Origin of the sequence: Streptomyces sp. NPDC087859 (genome assembly GCF_044742595.1) — a bacterium.
Taxonomy (GTDB): Bacteria; Actinomycetota; Actinomycetes; order Streptomycetales; family Streptomycetaceae; genus Streptomyces; species Streptomyces canus_F.
This window is the reverse complement of the sequence record NZ_JBIUUU010000008.1, coordinates 287,023-309,516: the sequence shown is the minus strand read 5'-3', so window position 1 is coordinate 309,516 and position 22,494 is coordinate 287,023. Positions and strand designations below refer to the sequence as shown.

Genomic DNA, 22,494 nt, shown 5'->3' with positions numbered 1-22,494 from the left:
TGCCCGGCCGCAGCAGTGCGGCCGGGCACCTTCGCGCGGGCGGTCGGGCGCGGTCACTTCTCCGTGAGCGGGGTCACCGCGATCCCGTCGATGACCGGGACGGTCAGTTCCCACAGCGGCGACACCTGGACCAGCTCAAGCCTCCTCGCGGCCCCATAGCCGAGAACTTCGACGCCCTCACCGGCACGGGACCGCGCGACCGGGCGTACACCTGGACCGCCGCCGCGTATCTCCTCCTCGCCGAGAACCGCCGACCGGATCGCCCATAAAGACACAGACGTTCCACGCAAGTGGGTTCGGTATCGGACAAGCCGTGTGAAGTCCGTACACGGCGGCCTGGACTGCGGGACAGTGGGAGCACGCGGTACGAGGAGGCCGGTCCGGAGGGGGACGACATGCTGAGGACTCCCGTCAGTGAGCGACGGCTGGACATTCTGGAATGGCTGAAGGATCCGGCCGCGCACTTCCCGTCGCAGCGTCGCCGCGATCCGACCGAGGACGGCGTCACCGCGAACGCCGTGGCCGCCAAACTCGGGGTGCGCCGCCAGGTCGCCGACACCCACCTCGAACTCCTCACGGACATCGGCCTGTTGCGCGCCAAGCGGATCCGGCGGCGCACGTATTACCGACGGGACGAGGTGCGGATAGCCGAGGTGGCGCGCATGTTCGAGAAAGGCTGGTAAGAAAGGCTCTCGGGCCGCGAAAGGCTCCGAGGCGACGAAGGGCGGATGTCCGTGGAGCGTGCACAGGTACTGGTCCCGCGCAGGTACGTCGCGATCGGCGGCCGCGGCCCCGAGGACGTCGTCGCCGACAGCCGGGGCCGCGTGCTGACCGGTGTGGAGGACGGCCGTATCCTCCGCCTCGACGGTCTCGCCGACCCGGCCACGACCCGCGTCGAGGTGCTCGCCGAGACCGGCGGCAGGCCGCTCGGCCTCGAACTCCTCGCGGACGACACCCTGTTGGTGTGCGACGCGGAACTCGGGCTGCTGCGCGTCGACCTGGACACGGGCGTCGTGCGCATCCTCGCCGACTCGGTGGCGGGGGAGCGGCTGCGGTTCTGCAGCAACACCGTCGCCCTCTCCGACGGCACCGTGTACTTCACGGTCTCCAGCCGCCGCTACCCCCTCGACCAGTGGATCGGCGACCTCGTCGAACACACCGGTACGGGCCGGCTCCTGCGCCTCGCGCCCGGCAGCGAGACACCCGAAGTCGTCCTGGACGGGCTCCAGTTCGCCAACGGCCTCGCCCCGAGCGGCGACGAATCGTTCCTCGTGGTCGCCGAGACCGGCGCGTACCGCCTGACCCGCCACTGGCTCACCGGCCCGGACGCGGGCCGCTCCGAACCCTTCGTCGAGCACCTCCCCGGCATGCCCGACAACATCTGGCGCGCCCGGCCCGACGGGCCGATCTGGGTGTCCCTGGCCGGACCCCGCGTCCCCCCGCTGGACCTTCTGCACCGCGCCGGCCCGGCCGCCCGCCGTACCGCCGCCCGGCTGGCCGTGCGCGCCCCCTTCCGCCCCACGGGCACGATCGGTGTCCTCGCGGTCGACGACCACGGCGAGATCGTCCACCACCTCGCCCGCCGCCACTCCGGCTTCCGCATGGTCACCAGCGTCTGCGAGGCGGCCGGCCACCTGGTCCTGGGCAGCCTTCGGGAGCGGGGCGTGGCCCTGTGCGAGCCGCCCGCGCCCAAGTGAGCCCGGCGTTACCCTGTTGACGGCCGTGATCAGGCCGTCCAGGCAGGAGATGTACGACCATGACAGCCCCGGAGACCGAGACTCTCCGCGTCCCCACCCCCCGGCAGCCGGTCCTGCGCGGCCAGGGAACCGTTGTCGCCGTGGTCGCGCTCGGCGGTGCCCTCGGGGCGACGGCCCGGTACGCACTCGCCCTGTGGTGGCCCCCGCAGCCCGGCGGATTCCCCTGGGCGACCTTCTGGACCAACGTCCTCGGCTGTGCCGTGATCGGTGTGTTCATGGTGGTCATCACCGAGATGCGGGCCGCGCACCGCCTGGTCCGCCCCTTCTTCGGGACCGGCGTCCTCGGCGGCTTCACCACCTTCTCCACGTACGCCGTCGACGTGCAGAAACTCCTCGACTCGGGCCACCCCGGTACCGGCCTGGCCTACCTCGCCGCGACCCTGCTCGCGGCCCTCACGGCGGTGTGGCTCGCCGCGACGGCGACCCGCCGCGTCCTTCGGCGGAGGCGACCATGACGAGGCTGACCGGCGACGCACTGCGGGTGACGGTGTTCATCGGCGAACACGACACCTGGCACCACAAGCCCCTCTACAGCGAGATCGTGCACCGCGCCCACGCGGCGGGTCTGGCGGGCGCCAGCGTCTTCCGGGGCATCGAGGGCTTCGGTGCCTCCTCTCGGATCCACACCTCACGGCTGCTGTCCCTGAGCGAGGACCTGCCGGTCGCGATCGTCATCGTCGACACCGAGGAACGCGTACGGGCCTTCCTGCCGCAGCTCGACGAACTCGTGACCGAAGGCCTGGTCGTCCTCGACGACTGCGAGGTCATCAGGTACGCCGGACGGGGCGAGGAATCCGGCGAATCGGACGCGAACGGTAAGAGGTCGTTGTGAACTGGCTGCTGGTCGTCGCGGGCGCCACGGTCGGTGCCCCGCTCCGCTATCTCACCGACCGCGCGATCCAGTCCCGCCACGACTCGGTCTTCCCGTGGGGCACCCTCGTCGTCAACGTCACCGGCTGCCTGATCCTCGGCCTGCTGACCGGCTCCGCCGGGTCCCACCACCTCCCGCTCCTGCTCGGCACCGGCCTGTGCGGCGCCCTGACCACGTACTCGACCTTCTCGTACGAGACCCTGCGGCTGACCGAGACGGGCGCGGGGCTGTACGCCCTCGCCAACGTGGGCGGGAGCCTGGTCGCCGGTCTGGGGGCGGCGTTCGCGGGTGTGGAGCTCGCCCGTGCCGTCTGGGCGTAAGGATTCGGGACACGTCCGCGTGTAGTAAGACTGTCCCCGCCGAACCCCCTCCCCGCCGGAAGGACTGGAACCCATGAGCGTCATCAGCGTCGGTCAGGCCGTCGTCCTCGGAGCCGTCGAGGGGGTGACCGAGTTCCTGCCCGTGTCCTCCACCGGTCATCTGAAGATCGCCGAGGGGCTCATGAACATCCCCGTCGACGACGACGCCGTCGTCGGGTTCTCCGCCGTCATCCAGGTCGGCGCGATCGCCGCCGTGCTCGTGTACTTCTTCAAGGACATCGTGCGGATCGTCTCCGCGTGGGGCCGTGGGCTGCGGAACAAGGAGGAGCGGTACCACCACGACTACAAGTTCGCCTGGTGGGTCATCTACGCCACCATCCCGATCGTCGTCGTGGGCCTCGCCGCCAAGCCGCTCATCCAGGGCCCGCTCGCCTCGCTGTGGGTGGTCGCGGGCTCCCTGATCGTCGGCAGCGGTGTGATGTGGGCGGCGGACCAGATGGGCCGGCACAAGCGCGGGGAGGACGACACCTCGTTCAAGGACGCGATGCTCGTCGGCAGCTCCCAGATCCTCGCTCTGCTCTTCCCCGGCTTCTCCCGCTCCGGCGCCACCATGTCCACCGCGCTCATGCTGGACCTGGACCGCGTCGCCGCCACCCGCCTGTCGTTCTTCCTGGGCATCCCCGCCCTGACCGGCGCCGGAATCTACGAGCTCAAGGACGCGCTCGGCACCGGCGCGGGGGCGGCCCCGCTGGCCGTCGGCACGGCCGTCTCCTTCGTCGTCGCCTACGCCTCCATCGCCTGGCTGCTGAAGTTCGTGGCCAAGCACTCCTTCAACGCCTTCGTCGTCTACCGGATCGTCGTGGGCTTGCTGCTGTTCGGCCTGCTGGCGACGGGTGCACTGAGCAGCTGACCGGCCGCTCGGGAGGTGTGAGACGGCTTTCACGTCTCGCACCTCATGAAAATCTCCATTCGCACGCCTTGACAGCACCCTCCCGCCGCCCGGAGTATCACTCCCGTGAACCTGTCAGACAGCCGGACAGCCGGACAGCCCCCGCGACGCGTCAGTGCCATGGAAGCGGTGCTGGCGTATCTGCGTGGCGCCATCGAGAGCGGGGAGTACGCCATCGGCGACAAGCTCCCCTCCGAGGCCGAGCTCTGCCGCACCCTCGAGGTCAGCCGGCCCGTCCTGCGCGAGGCCCTCAGGGCCCTGCAGACCATGGGCCTGACCGTCTCCAAGACAGGCAAGGGCACCTTCGTCGTCGCCAACGCGGTGGAGGACCCCACCTTCGGCGACTACGCGGCCAGCGACCTGCTGGAAGTGCGCCGCCACGTCGAGATTCCCGTCGCCGGGTACGCGGCCCTGCGCCGCACCCCGGAGAACCTCGACCACCTGGCCCATCTCCTGGACCGCATGGAGCGGGAGACGGACACCACGGCGTGGGTCGCGATGGACACCCTCTTCCATCTCGCCGTGGCCGAGGCCGCCCAGAACCCGGTCTTCCGCCGGGTCATCGAGGAGATCCGTGACGCACTGGCGCGTCAGTCGGCCTTCCTCAACGAACTGGGCGGCCGCCGGGAGCAGTCCAACCGGGAGCACCGGGCGATCGTCGAGGCGCTGATCGACGGTTCCGAGCTCGACGCGGTGGAGGCCATGTCCCACCACCTCGACCGCGTCGAGACCACCCTCACCGACATCGTGCGTTCCCCTGGCAAGGGCACGGACACCCCCACGGAAGGCAACCCCCAGGCGTGAGCGAGCAAAGCCTGCACGACGGCGTGCAGAAACGTTCCGGCCATGTCGACGCCGGAGACGAGGGCTACAGCAAGTCGCTGAAGTCCCGGCACGTCAACATGATCGCCATCGGCGGCGCCATCGGCACCGGCCTCTTCCTCGGAGCCGGCGGCCGCCTGGCCGATGCCGGCCCCTCCCTCTTCATCGCCTACGCGGTCTGCGGAGTCTTCGCCTTCCTCGTGGTCCGCGCTCTCGGCGAACTCGTCCTGTACCGCCCGTCCTCCGGCGCGTTCGTGTCCTACGCCCGGGAATTCCTGGGCGAGAAGGGCGCCTACATCGCGGGCTGGATGTACTTCCTCAACTGGGCCACCACCGGCATCGCCGACATCACCGCCGTGGCCGTCTACACCCACTACTGGGGCATGTTCTCCGACATCCCGCAGTGGGTGATCGCGCTCATCGCCCTCGCCGTCGTCCTCACCGTGAACCTCATCTCGGTGAAGATGTTCGGCGAGCTGGAGTTCTGGTTCGCCATCATCAAGGTGGGCGCGCTCGTGGCGTTCATGCTGATCGGCATCTTCCTGCTGGTCACCCAGCACGAGGTCGGCGACACCACCCCGGGCCCGGCCCTGATCACCGACCACGGCGGCATCTTCCCCAACGGTCTGCTGCCCATGCTGCTGATCCTCCAGGGCGTCGTCTTCGCCTACGCCTCCGTCGAACTGGTCGGCGTCGCGGCCGGCGAGACCGAGAACCCCGAGAAGATCATGCCGAAGGCGATCAACTCGATCATGTGGCGCGTCGGCCTCTTCTACGTCGGCTCGGTCGTCCTGCTCTCGATGCTGCTGCCGTGGAACAAGTACACCGGCGGCCAGAGCCCCTTCGTCACCGTGCTCTCCAACATCGGCATCCCGGCGGCCGGCGGCGTGATGAACCTCGTCGTCCTCACCGCTGCCATGTCCTCGCTCAACTCCGGCCTCTACTCCACCGGCCGCATCCTGCGCTCCATGGCGATGTCCGGCTCCGCGCCCAGGTTCACCGGCGTCATGAGCCGCAGCCAGGTCCCCTACGGCGGCATCCTGCTCACCAGCGGCATCTGCGTCCTCGGCGTCGGGCTCAACTTCGTGGTCCCCGCCGACGCGTTCGAGATCGTGCTCAACTTCGCCGCGATCGGGATCCTGTCCACCTGGGGCATGATCATGCTCTGTCACCTGCTCTTCTGGCAGAAGACGGAGAAGGGCGAACTGACCCGCCCCGGCTACCGACTGCCGGGATCTCCCTGGACCGAGCTCGTGACGATGGCGTTCCTCGCCTCCGTCCTGGTCCTCATGTACGCCGACGGCGGGGTCGGACGCACCACCGTGCTGTGCCTGCCGCTGATCGCCGGAGCACTCGTCGCCGGGTGGTACGCCATCCGTGGCCGGGTCGCCCGCACCTCCACCGAGACCGAATCCACCGCCGCCGACGCGTGACCCGCGTGGCGCACCCTTAGAAGCAGGAAGTGATGTACAGCAGTCTCGTCGCGGACCCACCCCTGATCCGCGAGCCCCTCCACGCCCCCGTCGCCCACCTCATACGCGGCGGGGTCGTGGAGGGCATCCACTACGGCTCCGTCGTCGTCCTCGGCGCGGACGGGCACGTTCGGTTCCAGCTCGGCGACATCGAGGCGGCGTTCTATCCGCGCTCGGCGCTGAAGCCGGTCCAGGCCGTCGCCATGGTCCGCGCCGGACTCCCGCTCGACGGAGAGCTGCTGTCGCTGACCGCGGCGAGCCACTCCGGCGAGGAGCGCCATCTCGCCGGTACGCGGCGGATCCTGGAGCTCGCGGGAGTGGGCGAGGACGCCCTGCGCAACGTGCCGGACATGCCCTTCGACCCGGTCGTGCGCGACGGGTGGGTCCGGGAGGGCCGGCTGCCCTCGCGACTCGCGCAGAACTGCTCCGGCAAGCACGCGGCGATGCTCTACACATGCGTGCTCAACGACTGGCCTCTTGAGGGGTATCTCGACCCCGCGCATCCGCTCCAGCAGGCGATCGCCGAGATCGTCGAGGACCTCACCGGGCAGCGGATCGCCCAGGTGACGGTGGACGGTTGCGGGGCGCCGCTGTTCTCCGTGTCCCTGCACGGACTTGCCCGGGCCGCCGCGCGGATCACCTCCGCGGCGCCGGGTACGCCCGAGGCCCGGGTCGCCGACGCGATGCGGACGCATGCGGAGATGGCGTCCGGGGCGGGGCGGGACGTGGCCGCGTTGATGCGGGCCGTGCCGGGGCTGCTGGCCAAGGACGGGTTCGAGGGCGTGCAGGTCGCTGCCCTTCCGGACGGGCGTTCCGTTGCTGTGAAGATCGCTGACGGGGCGAATCGGGCGCGGGTGCCGGTCGCTGCGGCCGCGTTGGCGTGGGCCGGGGTCTCGCCTGAGCTGCTCAAGGAGTTCCAGGGGGAGGCGCTTCTCGGGGGTGGCCGTGAGGTCGGGCGTGTGCGGCCGGTCCGTTCGCTGGAGCCCGTTGTTGTTTCGGCTTGCGCCTAAGGGGGTGCCGGACTTCTTGATTTGCGGCTGCGGGCCCGTCGTGGCTGGTCGCGCAGTTCCCCGCGCCCCTAGGTAGCTCACCTTCACCCCCTCAGAAAGGGACCCGAACTCTCATGACCGCCGTCGTCGCCCGTCGCGAGCACGATCTGCTCGGTGACCGTGATGTTCCTGCCGACGCCTACTGGGGTGTGCACACCCTGCGGGCCACCGAGAACTTTCCCATCACCGGGACCCCTATCTCCGCTTACCCCCACCTCATCGACGCCCTGGCCGCCGTGAAGGAAGCCGCCGCGCTCGCCAATGAGGAGCTCGGGCTGCTGGAACCGCGCAAGGCCGCCGCGATCGTCGAGGCCTGCCGGGAGATTCGTGAGGGCAAGCTGCACGACCAGTTCGTCGTGGACGTCGTCCAGGGCGGCGCCGGTACCTCGACCAACATGAACGCCAACGAGGTCGTCGCCAACCGGGCGTTGGAGCTGCTGGGGTTCGAGAAGGGGCAGTACCTGCATCTGCACCCGAACGAGGACGTCAACCTCGGCCAGTCCACCAACGACGTCTACCCGACCGCAGTCAAGGTGGCGACGGTCTTCGCGGTGCGTGGACTGCTCAAGGCGATGGCGGTACTTCAGGACTCGTTCGCCCGTAAGGCGGTCGAGTTCCGTGATGTGCTCAAGATGGGCCGTACACAGTTGCAGGACGCGGTACCGATGACGCTCGGTCAGGAGTTCTCCGCGTTCGCCGTCATGATCGACGAGGATCGTCATCGTCTTGACGAGGCCGTCCAGTTGATCCATGAGATCAACCTCGGCGCCACGGCCATCGGTACGGGACTCAACGCTCCCGCCGGGTACGCCGAATCGGCCCGCCGCCATCTCGCCGAGATCACCGGTCTGCCGCTGGTCACCGCCGTCAACCTGGTCGAGGCGACCCAGGACTGCGGGGCGTTCGTCCAGATGTCCGGCGTCCTCAAGCGGGTCGCGGTCAAGCTGTCCAAGAGCTGCAACGATCTGCGGCTGCTGTCGTCCGGTCCGCGCGCGGGGCTCGGTGAGATCAACCTGCCGCCGGTCCAGGCCGGTTCGTCGATCATGCCGGGCAAGGTGAACCCGGTGATCCCCGAGGTGGTCAACCAGGTCGCCTTCGAGGTGATCGGGAACGACGTGACGATCACGATGGCCGCGGAGGCGGGGCAGCTCCAGCTCAACGCGTTCGAGCCGATCATCCTGCACTCCCTGTCGGAGTCCATCACGCACCTGCGCGCCGCGTGCCTCACGCTCGCCGAGCGGTGCGTGGACGGCATCACCGCCAACACCGAGGTGCTGCGCGCGAGCGTGGAGAACTCCATCGGCCTGGTGACCGCGCTCAACCCGCACATCGGGTACACGGCCGCCACCGACATCGCCAAGGAGGCCCTCGCCACGGGCAGGGGAGTGGCCGAACTCGTCCTCGAGAAGGGTCTGCTGCCGGCCGAGCGGCTGGCGGACCTCCTGCGTCCGGAGGTGCTCGCCGGCAGCGGCACGGCACGGGCGGTCTGACGAGCGGTCTCCTGGTGCCGCAGGACACCGGTGTGCCGCGCCGCGCCGACACGCGGCGCCGTCACACCCAGGGGTGAACCGCGCGAGGGTGGCGCACCCGTCACATCCGAGTGGTGGCGGGAGGACGAGAGACAGCGCCCCTCGGGCGGTACCCGCTGATCGGCGCAGCTCGTGTCGGCATTCCCATTTATGTCCTATTAACGCCCATATCGTGAATTCTGCGGCCTCCGAAACAGGCCGTCTCCTGTCCCGGTGCAAGATCCCGCACCTTCCCCGCCGGGCGGAGCGATGGAATCCCTTCGGTGAGTCCAGGAGAATTCATGCGTGTGGCCGTGACAGGTGGCGGCGGTTTTCTCGGTTCGCATCTATGCGAAGCACTCCTTCGGCGCGGCGACGAAGTCGTGTGCCTCGACGACTTCTCCACCGGCGACCCCGCGAACATCGCCCCCTTCCTCACAGACCCGGCTTTCGAACTCGTCCGCGGGGACGTCAGCCTGTCCGTGGAGGTCTCGGGCACCGTCGACGCGGTGGCCCACCTCGCCAGCCCCGCCTCGCCTCCCGACTACCTCGCCCGCCCGCTGGAGACGCTCGCCGTCGGCAGCCGGGGTACGGAGAACGCGCTGCGGCTCGCGGCGCGCCACGACGCCCGCTTCGTCCTCGCCTCCACGAGCGAGGTGTACGGAGACCCGGAGGTACACCCTCAGGACGAGACGTACTGGGGCCACGTCAACCCCGTCGGCCCGCGCAGTGTCTACGACGAGGCGAAACGGTTCTCCGAAGCGCTGACCCAGGCCTACCGGACGAACCGCGGAACGAACACGGGAATCGTGCGGATCTTCAACACCTACGGTCCGCGCATGCGCCCGCACGACGGCCGGGTCGTCTCCAGCTTCGTCGTCCAGGCACTCGCCCAAGAGCCGTTGACCGTCTACGGAGACGGAAAGCAGACCCGCAGTTTCTGCTACGTCGACGACTTGGTGCGCGGCATCGTCGCCATGCTGGACCACGACGAACCCGGACCGGTCAACCTCGGGAACCCCGTCGAACTGACGGTCCTGCAACTGGCGGAACTCGTACTCGACCTCACGGGATCGCAGGCCGAGATCCAGTTCCACTCGCTGCCGGTGGACGACCCCACCCGCCGCCGGCCGGCGATCGCCCGAGCGGCGCAGCGCCTCGGCTGGAGCCCCGAGATCGGCATCGAGGACGGCCTGCGGCGAACGGTGGAGTGGTTCGCCTCCCGGCCGGACGACATCGCCGCCGCGCTCTGCGCGATCCGGGGCGGCCAGCAGGACGGCGTCGTCAAGGCCGCCTCGCACCAGGTCGGCACGACCGTCGCCGCCGCGTCGTGACCGAGACGGATCACGGGCGGAGACACGGCACCGCTCTGGACGGTGCTCCGGGCGCCGCGCACACCGACGAGGCGATGCTGAGATCCCACCTGCGGACACTGTCGGCGGGCAACGTCGTCGACATGCCCGCCGACGGACCGGTTTTCGGCAAACCGCGCAGACGGCTCACGCCCGGCCCCGCGTCCTGCGTCCCCCTGCTGGGGCGCCTCGACCGGATGAAGGTGTCCCTGCTCGCGATCGGCTGGTGGGTCGCCTTCGTCTGCTTCTGGGAGTGGTGGCTGCGCCCGGAACACCGCCTCGGCCTGGTGGGCTTCGCGGTGAACAGCGCCCTCCTGCTGTACCTGTCCGCGCTGCCGCTGTACTTCGTCGTCGTGATGGTACGGCTGCGCACCTTCGACCCCGCCGTCGAAGTGCCCCGGCTCCGGACCGCGTTCGTGGTGACCCGGGCACCGTCGGAGCCCTGGCAGGTCGCCCGCACCACCCTGACCGCCATGCTGCGCCAGGACTTCCCGCACCCCTACGACGTATGGCTGTGCGACGAGGACCCGAGCCGGGAGATCCTGGACTGGTGCGAGGCCAACGCCGTGCGCGTGTCCTGCCGCCGCGGCGCCGCCTCGTACCACCGCGACGCCTGGCCCCGCCGCACCCGGTGCAAGGAGGGCAACCTCGCGCACTTCTACGACCACTGGGGCTACGCCGACTACGACGTGGTCGCCCAGCTCGACGTCGACCACGTGCCGCACCCCGGCTATCTGGGGGAAGTGGTCCGGCCGTTCGCCGATCCGGCCATCGGCTACGTCGCCGCACCCAGCGTGTGCGACGCCAACGCCCGCACCTCGTGGTCGGCACGCGGACGCCTGTATCGCGAGGCCACCTTCCACGGACCGATGCAACTGGGCCACTCCGACGGCCTGGCACCGCTGTGCATCGGCTCCCACTACGCCGTACGGACCCGCGCCCTGAAGGACATCGGCGGCCTCGGCCCTGAACTGGCCGAGGACTTCGCCACCACGTTCCTGCTGAACTCGGCGGGCTGGCACGGGGCGTTCGCCATCGACGCGGAGGCGCACGGCGACGGCCCCATCACCTTCGCCGCCATGGTGACGCAGGAGTTCCAGTGGTCGCGGAGCCTGGTGTTCATGCTGCTGGGCATGCTCCCGAAGCATCTGTGGCGCATGCCCGGCCGGCTGCGGATCCGCTTCGCCTTCGCCCTCTCCTACTATCCGCTGCTCGCGCTGACGACCACCGCGGGCCTGATGCTGCCGCCGATCGCCGCGGTCACCGGCCGGCCGTGGATCAACGTGAACTACGGCGCCTTCCTCCTGCACTTCTGGGCCATGTCGTTCTTCCTCGTCCTGCTCACCCTGCTGCTGCGCCGACGCGGTCTGCTGCGTCCTGTCGACGCGCCGCTGCTGAGCTGGGAGGGCTGGCTGTTCGCGCTGACCCGCTGGCCGTGGGTGGCCTGGGGCGCCGTGGCCGCGCTGGTGCAGCGCCTGCGGCCGCGGAAGGTCGTCTTCAAGGTGACGCCCAAGGTCCGCGAGGGCATGGAGCCGTTGCCGCTGCGCCTGATGCTCCCCTACCTCCTGATCACCGTCGTCCTGTCCGGCGCGGCTGTGGTCGGGCAGCTGACCGGCCCCGCCATCGGCTATGTGTTCCTGTGTCTCCTCGGCTCGATCTCGTACGCGCTGGTGACCCTCGCCGTCAGCCTGCTGCACATCCGGGAGACCGCGAGGTCCGCGGGTGTGGGCGCGCACCGGGCGCTGCGGACCGCGATCCTGCCGCTGACCTCGGGTCTCGTCGCGCTCGTGCCGCTGGGCTTCGCGCTGCTGCTGTTCCCGACCTATGTGCGGGGTTTCCTGTCGGGCTGATGCCCGTGCCCGTCCGCAACGCCCCACTCCTTCGTGACGAAGAACGAGGTGCCCGATGCCCGAAACGGTCCTGGTGACCGGTGGCGCCGGCTTCATCGGCAGCCACACCTGCGTCGAACTGCTCGCCCACGGCTACGAAGTGGTCGTCGTCGACAACCACGTCAACAGCTCTCCCCTCGCCCTGGAGCGCATCGCCAAGACCGCGGGCCGACCGCTCGCCGCCGCCTACCAGGTCGATGTGCGCGACCGGCCGGCCCTCTCGCGGGTGTTCGCCACCCACCAGGTGGACGCGGTCATCCATTTCGCGGCCCACAAGGCGGTCGGGGAATCGGTGGCCCTGCCGGTCGAGTACTACGACACGAATGTGGGCGGCACCTGCGCCCTGCTGTCGGTGATGCACGAGCACGCCGTCCGCCGGCTGGTCTTCTCCTCGTCGTGCTCCGTCTACGGCGACGCGCGGACCGTGCCCCTGACCGAGCAGAGCCCGGTGGCGCCCACGAACCCCTACGCCCGCACCAAGCTGACGTGCGAGCGGATCCTGGAGGACGTCTGCGCCCACCTGACGGACATGAAGGTGCTCGACCTGCGCTACTTCAACCCGGTGGGAGCCCACCCCGGCGGGCTGCTCGGCGAGGACCCGCAAGGGGTCCCCAACAACGTCATGCCGTACGTCGCCCAGGTCGCCGTCGGCCGACGCGAGGAGCTGAGCGTCTTCGGGGACGACTACCCCACACCGGACGGCACCGGCGTGCGGGACTACATCCACGTCATGGACGTCGCCGAGGGACACCGGGTGGCCCTCCAGCACCTGGACGACCGCACCGGCATGCGGGTGTTCAACCTGGGCACGGGCACCGGCACCTCCGTACTGCAACTGGTCGCGGCCTTCGCCGAGGCGAGCGGCCGTCCCGTTCCCTACCAGGTCGTCGACCGCAGAGCCGGCGATGTCGCCGAGCTCGTCGCCGACGCGAGCGCGGTGGCCGAGGCCTGGGACTGGACCACCACGCGTGACCTCGCCGCCATGTGCCGTGACGCCTGGCGGTTCCAGGAACTCAACCCCCACGGCTACGCCCGCTGACCCGTCGGCTCGGCGGTCCCAAGACAGGAGTACTCCTATGCGGTTGACCGTCATTGGTACGGGCTACCTCGGAGCCGTGCACGCCGCGTGCATGGCCGACATCGGACACGACGTCCTCGGTGTCGACACCGACAGCGGAAAGATCGCGGCCCTCGCGGCAGGCCGGGCGCCCTTCTTCGAACCCGGCCTGCCGGAGATCCTCATCAGGAACACCCGTGCCGGGCGACTGCGTTTCACCACCTCCCTGCGGGAGGCCGCCGACTTCGCGGACGTGCACTTCGTGTGCGTCGGCACACCGCAGCGCGCCGACTCCCTCGCCGCCGACCTGAGCCATGTGGAGGCGGTCGTCGACGGTCTGGCACCGCTCCTCACCCGCGACAGCCTCGTCGTCGGGAAATCGACCGTGCCGGTGGGCACCACCCGGGCTCTCACCCGCAGGGTGACCTCACAGGTCCGCCCCGGCGTAGCCGCCGAGGTCGCCTGGAACCCGGAGTTCCTGCGCGAGGGATTCGCCGTCCAGGACACCCTGCGCCCCGACCGGCTGGTCGTGGGAGTCACCTCGTCCCACGCCGACCGGACGCTGCGCGAGGTCTACGAACCGATGCTGCGGGACGGTGTCGCCTACGTCAGCACCGATCCCGCCACCGCGGAGCTGGTGAAGGTCGCGGCCAACTCCTTCCTGGCGACGAAGATCTCCTTCATCAACGCCATGGCGGAGGTGTGCGACGCCTCGGGCGCCGATGTGGTGACGCTGGCCGACGCCCTCGGCCATGACGCCCGCATCGGGCGTGCCTTCCTGTCCGCGGGCCTCGGGTTCGGCGGCGGCTGTCTGCCCAAGGACATCCGCGCCTTCCTCGCCCGGGCCGAGGAACTGCAGGTGGGGGACGCCGTGTCCTTCCTGCGCCAGGTCGACGGGATCAACCACCGGCAGCGGCGGCGGACCGTCGCTCTGGCCCGGCAGCTCCTGGGCGGTGAGTTCGCCGGACGGCGGGTCGCGGTGCTGGGTGCCACCTTCAAACCCGACAGCGACGACGTGCGGGACTCGCCGGCCCTGGCCGTCGCCGCCGAGATCGTCGCCGAGGGTGCCGACGTCCGCGTGCACGATCCGGAAGGCATCGACAACGCGCGGCTGGCACTGCCCGGACCGTCCTACTCCACGGACGTGCTGGAGACGTGCCGGGACGCGGATCTGGTGTTGCACCTGACCGAGTGGCGCCACTACCGGGCGCTGGACCCGGTGAAGCTGTCCCAGGTGGTCCGGGCCCCGCGGATGATCGACGCGCGCAACGCCCTGGACCCGGCGCTCTGGCGGGAGGCCGGCTGGCACGTGCGCGCCCTGGGCCGCCCGGTCCACGTCCCGACGCCGGGCCCGGGCGACACCCTGCGGGTCACGATCCCTCAGGCGGGCGGACCGGTCTCCACGGCTCCCACGCCGGGCGATCCGCTCAGCGGCGCTCCGAAGTAGTCCATCCGCCCGGGGTCGACCCCCATGGCCCGCAGGTCCACCGCGGCAGCGGCCAGCGTGCCGGCGCACCGTCCCGCGAGTGCGCCGCGCACCGGTTCGCCGCCGCGCAGGGCCGGACCGGCCGCGGACACCGGGACCTGGGCGAGACACGGGTCCCGGTCTGTGCCGGTGACCTGTGCGCCCAGCGACTCCTGACGCGCCTCCCGGCGCCACGTGGCCATGTCGCCGTACGCGCGCCCGCCCCACAGCAGGGACCAGGTTCCCGAGCTGTGGTAGTCGTTGCCCTGCAGCAGCACGGACGACGCGTCGAAGGCCCCCTGTGTCGCGACGACGGGCGAGCCGTCCGTGGCGAACACGTTGTTGCGCACGGTGACGCCGCGCAGGCTGGGCTCCAGCCGGAGCGCCGGTGCGCGGACGGCGCCGTTCGCCGTGGTCAGCACCGTGTTCTGGTAGATCGAGAGATCGGCGACCTGCGATCCCAACGCGACGATGCCGCCGTACTGCGCGAGCTTGCGGGCGTCGTTGTGGCTGATGTTGTACCGGATCGTGTTGTCCCTGTGCGCCGTGTTCGGGGCGGCGGAGTAGGCCAGGAAGCCTGAACCGTCGTTCCCGTAGGCCAGGTTGTACTGCATGAGCGAGTGGGACACGTTGTTGTCGAGGCCGAACCCGCCGCCGTCCACGGTGGAACCGGTGTGGTTGGCGTAGGAGACGTTCTTCTCCAGCGTCATCCGCGTCGAGTCGTACGTCCAGATGCCCTCGGGTCCCTCGACGGCGTCCGGCGAGGACGAACTCCCGTTGCTGTGGCTGACGGACCGCTCCACCGTGCCCTGGTGGACACTGCCGAGGACGATGCCGCTGCCGGTGTTGCGCTCGGACGCCTGCGGGTCTCCGGAGTTCCGGTACGCGGTCACCCTCGACACCGTCACCTCGGCGTGCGCGTAGGCGGGCGCGGCCGCGGAGAAGGGCGGACCGTCGGACACGAGACCGGCGTCCTGGTTGTCGTGCAGTGCGCAGTTCTTGATCACCACGTCACGGAAGCCGGATGCCTCGGCGCCGCCGTGCAGCCGGAGGCCGTTGTGGAAGCCCGACACCTCGACGTCCGAGACCCGGACGTACGGCAGCTTCCGGTCGCCGGGCAGGTCGTTGACGAAGGCGATGCCGTCGTGCGACCGGTAGGACGCGGCGTCGCCGACGAGGGTCAGGTCACGGACGACGACTCCGCTCGTGTTGTGCACCTCGATGGCGCGCGTGCCGCGGGCCGTGATGGTCGCGCGACCCTCTCCGTAGGATTCGATCACGACAGGCTTGCGGGCGTTTCCGGCGTCCCCCGTACCAATGCTCAGTGTGCCCGGGAAACGTGCCCCGGCCTTCAGCCGCAGCCGGTCGCCCGGCTTGAACCGCAGGGCGTCGGCGCGCAGGAGTGTGCGCCAGGCGGTCTGCGGTGTCCGCCCGTCGGCGCCGTCGTTTCCCTGCGGACTGAGATAGAACGTCCGTCCGTCCCTGGGGTTCTCCAGCAGGGGCACATACGGGTCGGGTGTGTTGCACCCGGCCAGCAGCAGCACGGTCGCGCACAGGCTGGCCGCGGTACTGCGCCGCAGCGGACCGGCGGCCGCGCCGGCGCTTCTCCGGTGGGCCGACCCCTGCAAGCCGGTGGCTCCGTCGCCTTCGTTCCGTTGGCGCAACATCGCTCCTGTCCGCTCGATGGCCGAGCGGCCCCCGATTGATGGAGACCGCGGACTCACCCTGACGTGCGAGGCCGGGATCGGCGGGCCAGCACGCGGAGTTCGGCCCAAGACATGCCTGATTGGCCTCCTGCCGGTACCGCTGCCGCACACGGAACCGGGCCGCGTCCCTGCCGGGCGGACGCAGGTCCCGCACAGACCCGCGGATGATCCCGGGACAGGTGTGCGGCATGATGACGCTCATGTCCTCGCAGTTCCAACCGGTCCTGGCACGCATCGCCGAGGAGATCGAACGCACCCCGGGGCGTGGCCGGCCCGCCGACTACATCCCGGCGCTCGCCGCCTGCGACCCGCGCCGCTTCGGCATGGCCGTCGCGGAACTGGACGGCACGGTGTACGGCGTGGGGGACTGGCGGCAGCCGTTCTCCACCCAGTCCATCACCAAGGTTTTCACCCTCGCCCTCGACCTGGCCCGCGAGGGCGACGCGCTCTGGGAGCACGTGGGCCGCGAACCCTCCGGCAACCCCTTCAACTCCCTGGTCCAGCTGGAGTACGAGAACGGCATCCCGCGCAACCCGTTCATCAACGCGGGCGCGCTCGTCGTCACCGACCGCCTGCAGACCCGTACCGGGGACTCCGCGGGAGAGCTCCTGTCGTTCCTCCGCGCCGAGAGCGGCAACCCGGGCCTGGACTTCGACGAGGAGGTCGCCGCCTCCGAGGCCGCCCACGGTGACCGCAACGCCGCCCTCGCCCACTTCATGGCGGCGTACGGCAACATCGACAACCCCGTCCCGGTCCTGCTCGACCAGTACTTCCGCCAGTGCTCGCTCCTGGCGTCCTGCGCCGATCTGGCCCTCGCCGCCTCCTTCCTGGCCCGCCACGGCATCCGCGCCGACGGCACCCGCCTGCTCACCCGCAGCCAGGCCAAGCAGGTCAACGCGGTGATGCTGACCTGTGGGACGTACGACGCGGCGGGGGAATTCGCCTACCGGGTCGGGCTGCCGGGCAAGAGCGGCGTCGGCGGCGGGATCATCGCGGTGGTGCCCGGCCGCTGCACGCTGTGCGTGTGGAGTCCGGGGCTGGACGAGCGGGGCAACTCGGTGGCGGGAGTGGCGGCGCTGGACAGGTTCACGACGCTCACGGGCCTGTCGGTGTTCTGAACACACGGCGGTCACACGGCCGCCGTCGTACCGAGGGCGCCGCGTCGGTTTCCGGCCACCCGGCGTTGACACGCTTCCCGAGTGTTGGCCATGGCTTTCCCCGTCGATCTCCGCCGCTGTCAGGTTCTGGGCCTGGCCGGAACCGCGTTCCTCGCCCTGGGCGGTGACACGGCCGGCGCCCTGCCCGTACGGGAGCTCCTGGCTCCCGCCCATGCGCGGGTCGCCCTCGGCCTGGTCGGCGTCTATTTCGGCGTCGTCCTGCTGATAGCCGCCTGGCTGCTGCTGGGACGCCTCGTCCGCGGCGCCGCACCACCCAGCCCGCGCGCCCTGCTGCTGGTCCTCGCGATCTGGGCGGCCCCGCTGCTGTTGGCCCCGCCCCTCTTCAGCCGCGACGTCTACAGCTACCTCGCCCAAGGCGCCATGGTCGACGCTCACATGGACGTGTACACCCACGGCCCCGCCCAGCTCGGCGGCCCGCTCGCCGACGAGGTCGCCCCGGCCTGGCAGCACACCGCGGCGCCGTACGGCCCGGTGTTCCTCGCCGTCGCCTCCGCGCTGACCGCACTGACCCGGGGCGAACTCCCCGCCGGGCTGATCGGAATGCGGCTCGTGGCACTGTGCGGGGTGGCCCTGATGGCGGCCGCGCTGCCCCGTCTGGCCCGGCACAGCGGCGCCGACCCGGCCGCCGCGCTCTGGCTCGGCGCCCTCAACCCGCTCGTGCTGCTGCACCTGGTGGCGGGAGCCCACAACGACGCCGTCATGCTGGGTCTCCTCGGCGCCGGTCTGGTCGCGGCGCTCGGCCGGTGGCCGGTGCTCGGTGCCGTCCTCGTCACCCTCGCGGCCCTGGTCAAGGCGCCCGCCGCGCTCGGCCTCGCCGCGGTCGTCGTCCTCCAGCTCCGCGCGGGCCGTAGCCCGGTGACGGCGGTCGCGACGACCGCGGCCGCTGCCGCCGCCACGACCGTCGCGGCGACCGCCGTGGCAGGCACCGGATACGGCTGGATCGGAGCCCTGAACACACCCGTGTCACCGCAGAACTGGGCCCTCACCAGCCTCCTCGGCCGCGCCACCCGTGCGCTCCTGGAACACCTCGGCAGCGACCTCGCGCCCCTGGCGATACCGGCCTGGCACGCCCTCGGCATCGCGGCCGCGGGACTGACCGTCCTGGCCATATGGCTGCGACTGCGCCCGCGCCCGGTGTACGCGCTCGGTCTGAGCCTGGTCACGGTCGCCGCCCTCGGCCCGGCGATCCGCCCCTGGTACGCCCTGTGGGGGCTCTTCCTCATCGCCGCGGCGGCCCCCAGCACCTCGGTACGGCACCGCACGGCCGCCGTGACCGGTGTGCTCGCGCTGGCCACCCTGCCCAGCGGCGGTCCGGCGGACACCGGGCAACTGGTCCTGGCCGTGTGCGGCGGCGCGCTCGCCGTGGTCGTCCTGTGGCAGGCCCACCAGACGGCCCAGGCACCGGCGTCGGGCCGCACCGCATGAAGGCGCCCCGCACCGACCGCGGCCGACTCCTGCTGGTCCTCGCCCTCGCCGCCGCCGTCACCGCCTTCACGGCGACCGTGCCGCTGCTGCGCGACTGGTTCGACCTGCGCGTCTACTACGGCACCGTCGACAGCTGGGTCCACCACGGCGGCCGGATCTACGACTACAGGGTGCCCGGCACGACGTACGGCTTCACCTACCCGCCCTTCGCGGCCGTCGCCATGCGGCCGATGGCCCTGTTCCCGCTGCGCGTCGTGATCGTCGTCGCGCTGCTGCTCAACCTGGCGGCCCTCGCGGTGATCGTGCGTCTCCTGGCCGGACGGTCCTGGCGACGCCACGGCTGGTTCGGCTGCGCTCTGGGGGCGTGTCTGCTCGCCCTGTTCGAGCCGCTGCGGGACACGTTCAGCTTCGGTCAGGTCAACCTCCTGCTGATGGCCCTGGTGCTGACGGACGGATGGCTGCTCGCCGCGGGGCGGGGGCGCCGGGCCGGCGTGGGAATCGGTCTGGCGGCGGCGGTCAAACTCACGCCCGCGCTCTTCGTCGTGCTGTTGCTGCTCGCCGGGCGGCGGCGGGCCGCGGCCGTGGCGGCGTCGGTGGCCGTGGGCGCGACCGCGCTGGCCGCCTTGGTGGCCCCCGACGCCTCGCGCTTCTACTGGACGCGGGCGATGTGGGACACGACGAGGGTGGGTCGCCTGGACTACGTCTCGAACCAGTCGCTGCAAGGGATCCTGGCCAGGCTGGGCGAACCGGGCCGCGTGTGGTGGGCGGCCGCGGTGCTGCTGGTGCTGGCCGTCTGGGCCGTGCGGGCCCGCCGGGCGACGGCCGCGGGGGACTGGCCGGCCGCGATCGCCCTCACCGGGCTGACCGCCTGCCTCATCAGCCCGATCACCTGGGTGCACCACCTGGTGTGGCTGCTGCCGGCGTTCGCCGTACTGGTGCGCGCAGGGCACCCGCGCGTGGCGGGCGCCCTGTACGCGGTGCTGTGCACCAGCGTGGTGTGGCTGTGGTTCGACGACGCCTCAGGCGTCGACGGCTTCCTCGGCGGCAACACGTACACCTGGATCACTCTCGGTCTGCTGCTGTGGCTGCCGGCCGGTCAGCTCCGGGGCGGACGACCGGCCTTGGCCCGCAGGACGAAGGCGACGGCGACCGCGCCGAGCCCGGCGGCGCCCGCGATCGCCCCCGTCCGCGGCCAGCCGGACCCGTCGTGCGGGACGGGCGTGGCGGCCGCGGCCGCGGGCGCCGGTTCGGGGCCCGGCCGCGGCCTGACCCGCAGCGCGTCCAGCGAACCCACCGGATCCACCCGCCCCGACGCGTCGAACCCCCAGTCGAGCAGCGCGCGCGCCTCCTCGTACACGGCGAAGCCACCGCCCGACTGAGGGTTCATCACCGTGACGACGAGCCTGCGCCCACCCCGCTCGGCGGCGGCGACGAGCGTGTTGCCCGCGTTGCTGGTGTAGCCGTTCTTGACCCCGACCAGCCCGTCGTAGGGCTCCACCCCGTCGGCGCCGGTGAGTAGCCGGTTGGTGTTCTGGATGGCGTACGACCAGCCGCCGCCACCGGGGAACTTCGCCTCGACCGTGCCGCAGTACCGGGCGAAGTCGGGGTTGTGCAGTCCCGCTCGCCCGAACACGGCGAGGTCGTACGCGGACGAGACCTGGCCGGGTGTGTCGTAGCCGTCGGGCGAGCGGACGTGGGTGTCGAGGGCGCCGAGCGCTCGGGCCTTGGCCTGCATCCGGGTGGCCGCGAAGCGCCAGCCGCCGCTGAGCCGGGCCAGCACGTGCACGGCGTCGTTCCCGGAGTTGAGGAACACTCCGCGCCACAGATCGGCGACCCGGTACGTCTGCCCTTCCCGCACCCCGACGAGGCTGCTGCCGGCCCCGACGTCCGCCAGCTCCTCGTTCCCGACCTTGTGCCGGATCCCACCGGGCAGGGTGGGCAGCACGGCCAGCGCGAACAGCGTCTTGAGCGTGCTGGCGGGCGGCAGCTTGCGATGCGCGTCGTGCGCGGCGAGCACCTCCCCGCTCTCCGTGTCGGCCACGACCCACGACAGCGCGGAGACGTCCGGCACCCGGGGCGCGTCCCGGTGCGGGCGGACCTGTGTGCCGGAGCGGTACAGCAGTGCGGGCCGCGCGGCCGCGGCCCGCGGGCCACCGGGCGCATCGGGGTCGGAGCCCGTGCGGGCGGCCGCCGAGACAGGGGCGAGCGCCAGCAGGCCCGCCGTGCACAGGGCGCAGGCCGACACGGCAACCCGGGAGGTAGATCCGATAGTCATACCGCAAACCTAGGAATGGACCCGCCCTACACCTCGCTGGCCGGGCCGTGCGGGGCGCGCGTGCACCCGGACGGGGGAGTGCGTCAGCCGCTGGGCAGCGTCGGCAGGACGCGGCGCAGGAACGTCGCGTTGTCCGGGGTCTCGCGCATGCGCTCCAGGAGGGTTTCCAGGCTGGGCTGGCCGTCGCGGGTCTGCAGGGCCCGGCGCAGGCCGCGTACGGCGGTCAACTCGGCCGGGGGCAGCAGGAGTTCCTCGCGGCGGGTGCCGGAGGGGTTGATGGCGACGGCCGGGAAGACGCGGCGGGAGGCGAGTTCGCGGTCGAGGCGGAGCTCCATGTTGCCGGTGCTCTTGAGCTCCTCGAAGAAGAAGTCGTCGGCACGGGAGCCGGTCTCCACCAGGGCGGTGGCGAGGATGGTGAGCGAGCCGCCCTCCTCGGCGGCCCGGGCGGCGCCGAAGAACCGCTTGGGGCCGATGAGCGCGGTCGCGTCCACGCCGCCGCTGAGGGTGCGGCCACCGGCGGCGGCCGCGTTGTTGTGCGCCCGGCACAGCCGGGTCAGCGAGTCGAGCAGGATCACGACGTCCTCGCCGTCCTCGACGAGCCGCTTGGCCCGCTCGATCACGAGGTCCGCGAGCGCGATGTGCTGCTTGGGTGTGCGGTCGAACGTGGAGGCGTACACCTCGCCGCGCACGGAGCGCCGCATGTCGGTGACTTCCTCGGGGCGCTCGTCGAGCAGCACGACCATCAGCCGGCACTCGGGGTGGTTGCCGGCTACGGCCGCCGCGATCTGCTGGAGGAGGACCGTCTTGCCGGTCTTGGGCGGGGCGACGATCAGACCGCGCTGACCCTTGCCCACAGGGGCGATGAGGTCGGCGACCCGGCCGGTGAGACCGGACGCCGGATGTTCGAGGCGGATGCGCTCGCTCGGGTGCAGCGGCGTCAGGTCGCGGAAGTGGCGGCGGCCGCGCAGGTCGTCGGGGGTGCGGCCGTTGACCCGGGCGACCTCGGTGAGGGCGCGCTGGGTGCCGCGTACGCCGTCGACGACGTCGCCCTTGCGCAGACCGTACTTGCGGATCAGCGCGGGGGAGACCTGGAGGTCGGACGGCAGGGGCAGCATGCTCTCGGCGCGCAGAAGGCCCTTCCCGTGCGCGTCGATGTCGAGGACGCCGGTGGCGGCGCGGACCGGGAGCTGCTGGACAGGGGGGTGTTCGAGTGTGGTGGTCATGGTGGTCGGTCCTTTCGAGGACACAGGGCATGGGACATGCGGAAGGAAGGGGAGTGCCGCGGAGTTCGGGAAGGCGGACAGAAGGCCTTCGGGCGGCGGAGAGAGCACCTCGGAAACGGTGAGGACCGTCGACTGCGAGGTGCGGGGAGAGCCGGTACGACGACCGGCGAAGTGAA

Annotated in this window: 20 protein-coding genes and 1 pseudogene; 17 read left to right on the top strand and 4 right to left on the bottom strand. The window is 71.2% G+C overall.

The features are described 5' to 3' along the window. Positions 1-53: 53 nt before the first annotated feature. Positions 54-290 carry a hypothetical protein gene (locus tag ACIOHP_RS21560; protein WP_401890092.1) on the bottom strand — a complete coding sequence of 79 codons (237 nt, stop codon included), beginning with the start codon at positions 288-290 and terminating at the stop codon, positions 54-56. Between the two features lie 105 nt (positions 291-395). Here ACIOHP_RS21560 and ACIOHP_RS21555 point away from each other — a divergent pair, with 105 nt between their 5' ends. The 14 genes from ACIOHP_RS21555 (at position 396) to ACIOHP_RS21490 (ending at position 14,493) form a co-directional block, all read left to right on the top strand. Next, a complete protein-coding gene (locus ACIOHP_RS21555) occupies positions 396-683 on the top strand; it encodes a helix-turn-helix domain-containing protein (RefSeq protein WP_361544079.1) in 288 nt (95 codons plus the stop codon). Between the two features lie 45 nt (positions 684-728). Then, positions 729-1,697 carry an SMP-30/gluconolactonase/LRE family protein gene (locus tag ACIOHP_RS21550; protein ID WP_401889711.1) on the top strand — a complete coding sequence of 323 codons (969 nt, stop codon included), beginning with the start codon at positions 729-731 and terminating at the stop codon, positions 1,695-1,697. A gap of 59 nt (positions 1,698-1,756) precedes the next feature. Next, entirely contained in the window at positions 1,757-2,212 is a 456-nt protein-coding gene (crcB, locus tag ACIOHP_RS21545) for a fluoride efflux transporter CrcB (RefSeq protein WP_361544082.1), read from the top strand. Next, entirely contained in the window at positions 2,209-2,589 is a 381-nt protein-coding gene (locus ACIOHP_RS21540; RefSeq protein ID WP_266831649.1) for a DUF190 domain-containing protein, read from the top strand. Before crcB (ACIOHP_RS21545) ends, ACIOHP_RS21540 begins: the two co-directional genes overlap by 4 nt. Continuing rightward, positions 2,586-2,948, top strand: coding sequence for a fluoride efflux transporter CrcB (gene crcB / locus ACIOHP_RS21535; protein WP_401889708.1), 363 nt, complete (start codon positions 2,586-2,588; stop codon positions 2,946-2,948). Before ACIOHP_RS21540 ends, crcB (ACIOHP_RS21535) begins: the two co-directional genes overlap by 4 nt. A gap of 73 nt (positions 2,949-3,021) precedes the next feature. Then, on the top strand, positions 3,022-3,858 hold the full coding sequence (locus tag ACIOHP_RS21530; RefSeq protein WP_361544091.1) for an undecaprenyl-diphosphate phosphatase: 837 nt from the start codon (positions 3,022-3,024) through the stop codon (positions 3,856-3,858). 159 nt (positions 3,859-4,017) lie between these two features. Then, complete coding sequence (locus ACIOHP_RS21525; protein WP_361489375.1) at positions 4,018-4,701, top strand: FadR/GntR family transcriptional regulator; 684 nt, start codon at positions 4,018-4,020, stop codon at positions 4,699-4,701. Then, positions 4,698-6,152, top strand: coding sequence for an amino acid permease (locus ACIOHP_RS21520; RefSeq protein ID WP_361544094.1), 1,455 nt, complete (start codon positions 4,698-4,700; stop codon positions 6,150-6,152). Before ACIOHP_RS21525 ends, ACIOHP_RS21520 begins: the two co-directional genes overlap by 4 nt. Positions 6,153-6,184: 32 nt before the next feature. Further along, positions 6,185-7,201, top strand: a complete 1,017-nt coding sequence (locus ACIOHP_RS21515) for an asparaginase (RefSeq protein ID WP_361544097.1) — start codon at positions 6,185-6,187, stop codon at positions 7,199-7,201. Positions 7,202-7,314: 113 nt separating this feature from the next. Next, positions 7,315-8,730 carry an aspartate ammonia-lyase gene (gene aspA / locus ACIOHP_RS21510; protein WP_401889705.1) on the top strand — a complete coding sequence of 472 codons (1,416 nt, stop codon included), beginning with the start codon at positions 7,315-7,317 and terminating at the stop codon, positions 8,728-8,730. A gap of 320 nt (positions 8,731-9,050) precedes the next feature. Beyond that, entirely contained in the window at positions 9,051-10,082 is a 1,032-nt protein-coding gene (locus ACIOHP_RS21505; RefSeq protein WP_361544103.1) for a UDP-glucuronic acid decarboxylase family protein, read from the top strand. After that, positions 10,079-11,950 (top strand): glycosyltransferase, encoded by a 1,872-nt coding sequence (locus ACIOHP_RS21500; RefSeq protein ID WP_361544106.1) that lies wholly within the window; start codon positions 10,079-10,081, stop codon positions 11,948-11,950. The genes ACIOHP_RS21505 and ACIOHP_RS21500 overlap by 4 nt, the downstream gene beginning before the upstream one ends. Positions 11,951-12,005: 55 nt before the next feature. Next, the gene (gene galE, locus ACIOHP_RS21495) at positions 12,006-13,028 is read left to right on the top strand and encodes a UDP-glucose 4-epimerase GalE (RefSeq protein WP_401889702.1); all 1,023 of its coding nucleotides are present in this window, start codon (positions 12,006-12,008) and stop codon (positions 13,026-13,028) included. 37 nt (positions 13,029-13,065) lie between these two features. Continuing rightward, on the top strand, positions 13,066-14,493 hold the full coding sequence (locus ACIOHP_RS21490; protein ID WP_401889700.1) for a UDP-glucose dehydrogenase family protein: 1,428 nt from the start codon (positions 13,066-13,068) through the stop codon (positions 14,491-14,493). On the opposite strand, the gene ACIOHP_RS21485 is transcribed toward ACIOHP_RS21490, so the two are convergent. Continuing rightward, on the bottom strand, positions 14,427-16,178 hold the full coding sequence (locus tag ACIOHP_RS21485) for a right-handed parallel beta-helix repeat-containing protein (protein WP_401889698.1): 1,752 nt from the start codon (positions 16,176-16,178) through the stop codon (positions 14,427-14,429). The genes ACIOHP_RS21490 and ACIOHP_RS21485 overlap by 67 nt on opposite strands. Before the next feature lie 227 nt (positions 16,179-16,405). Between ACIOHP_RS21485 and ACIOHP_RS21480 the strand changes: the two genes are divergently transcribed. The 3 genes from ACIOHP_RS21480 to ACIOHP_RS21470 all read left to right on the top strand — a co-directional run bounded on the left by ACIOHP_RS21480 (position 16,406) and on the right by ACIOHP_RS21470 (position 20,199). Next, on the top strand, positions 16,406-17,335 hold the full coding sequence (locus ACIOHP_RS21480) for a glutaminase (protein WP_401889696.1): 930 nt from the start codon (positions 16,406-16,408) through the stop codon (positions 17,333-17,335). A gap of 90 nt (positions 17,336-17,425) precedes the next feature. Beyond that, complete coding sequence (gene mptB, locus ACIOHP_RS21475) at positions 17,426-18,820, top strand: polyprenol phosphomannose-dependent alpha 1,6 mannosyltransferase MptB (RefSeq protein WP_401889694.1); 1,395 nt, start codon at positions 17,426-17,428, stop codon at positions 18,818-18,820. Next, the gene (locus ACIOHP_RS21470) at positions 18,817-20,199 is read left to right on the top strand and encodes a glycosyltransferase 87 family protein (RefSeq protein ID WP_401889691.1); all 1,383 of its coding nucleotides are present in this window, start codon (positions 18,817-18,819) and stop codon (positions 20,197-20,199) included. Before mptB ends, ACIOHP_RS21470 begins: the two co-directional genes overlap by 4 nt. Before the next feature lie 59 nt (positions 20,200-20,258). On the opposite strand, the pseudogene ACIOHP_RS21465 reads toward ACIOHP_RS21470, so the two are convergent. Next, a pseudogene (locus ACIOHP_RS21465) lies at positions 20,259-21,095 on the bottom strand (D-alanyl-D-alanine carboxypeptidase family protein); the annotation flags it as partial. Positions 21,096-21,178: 83 nt separating this feature from the next. Next, a complete protein-coding gene (gene rho / locus ACIOHP_RS21460) occupies positions 21,179-22,318 on the bottom strand; it encodes a transcription termination factor Rho (RefSeq protein WP_361544124.1) in 1,140 nt (379 codons plus the stop codon). Positions 22,319-22,494 lie beyond the last annotated feature (176 nt).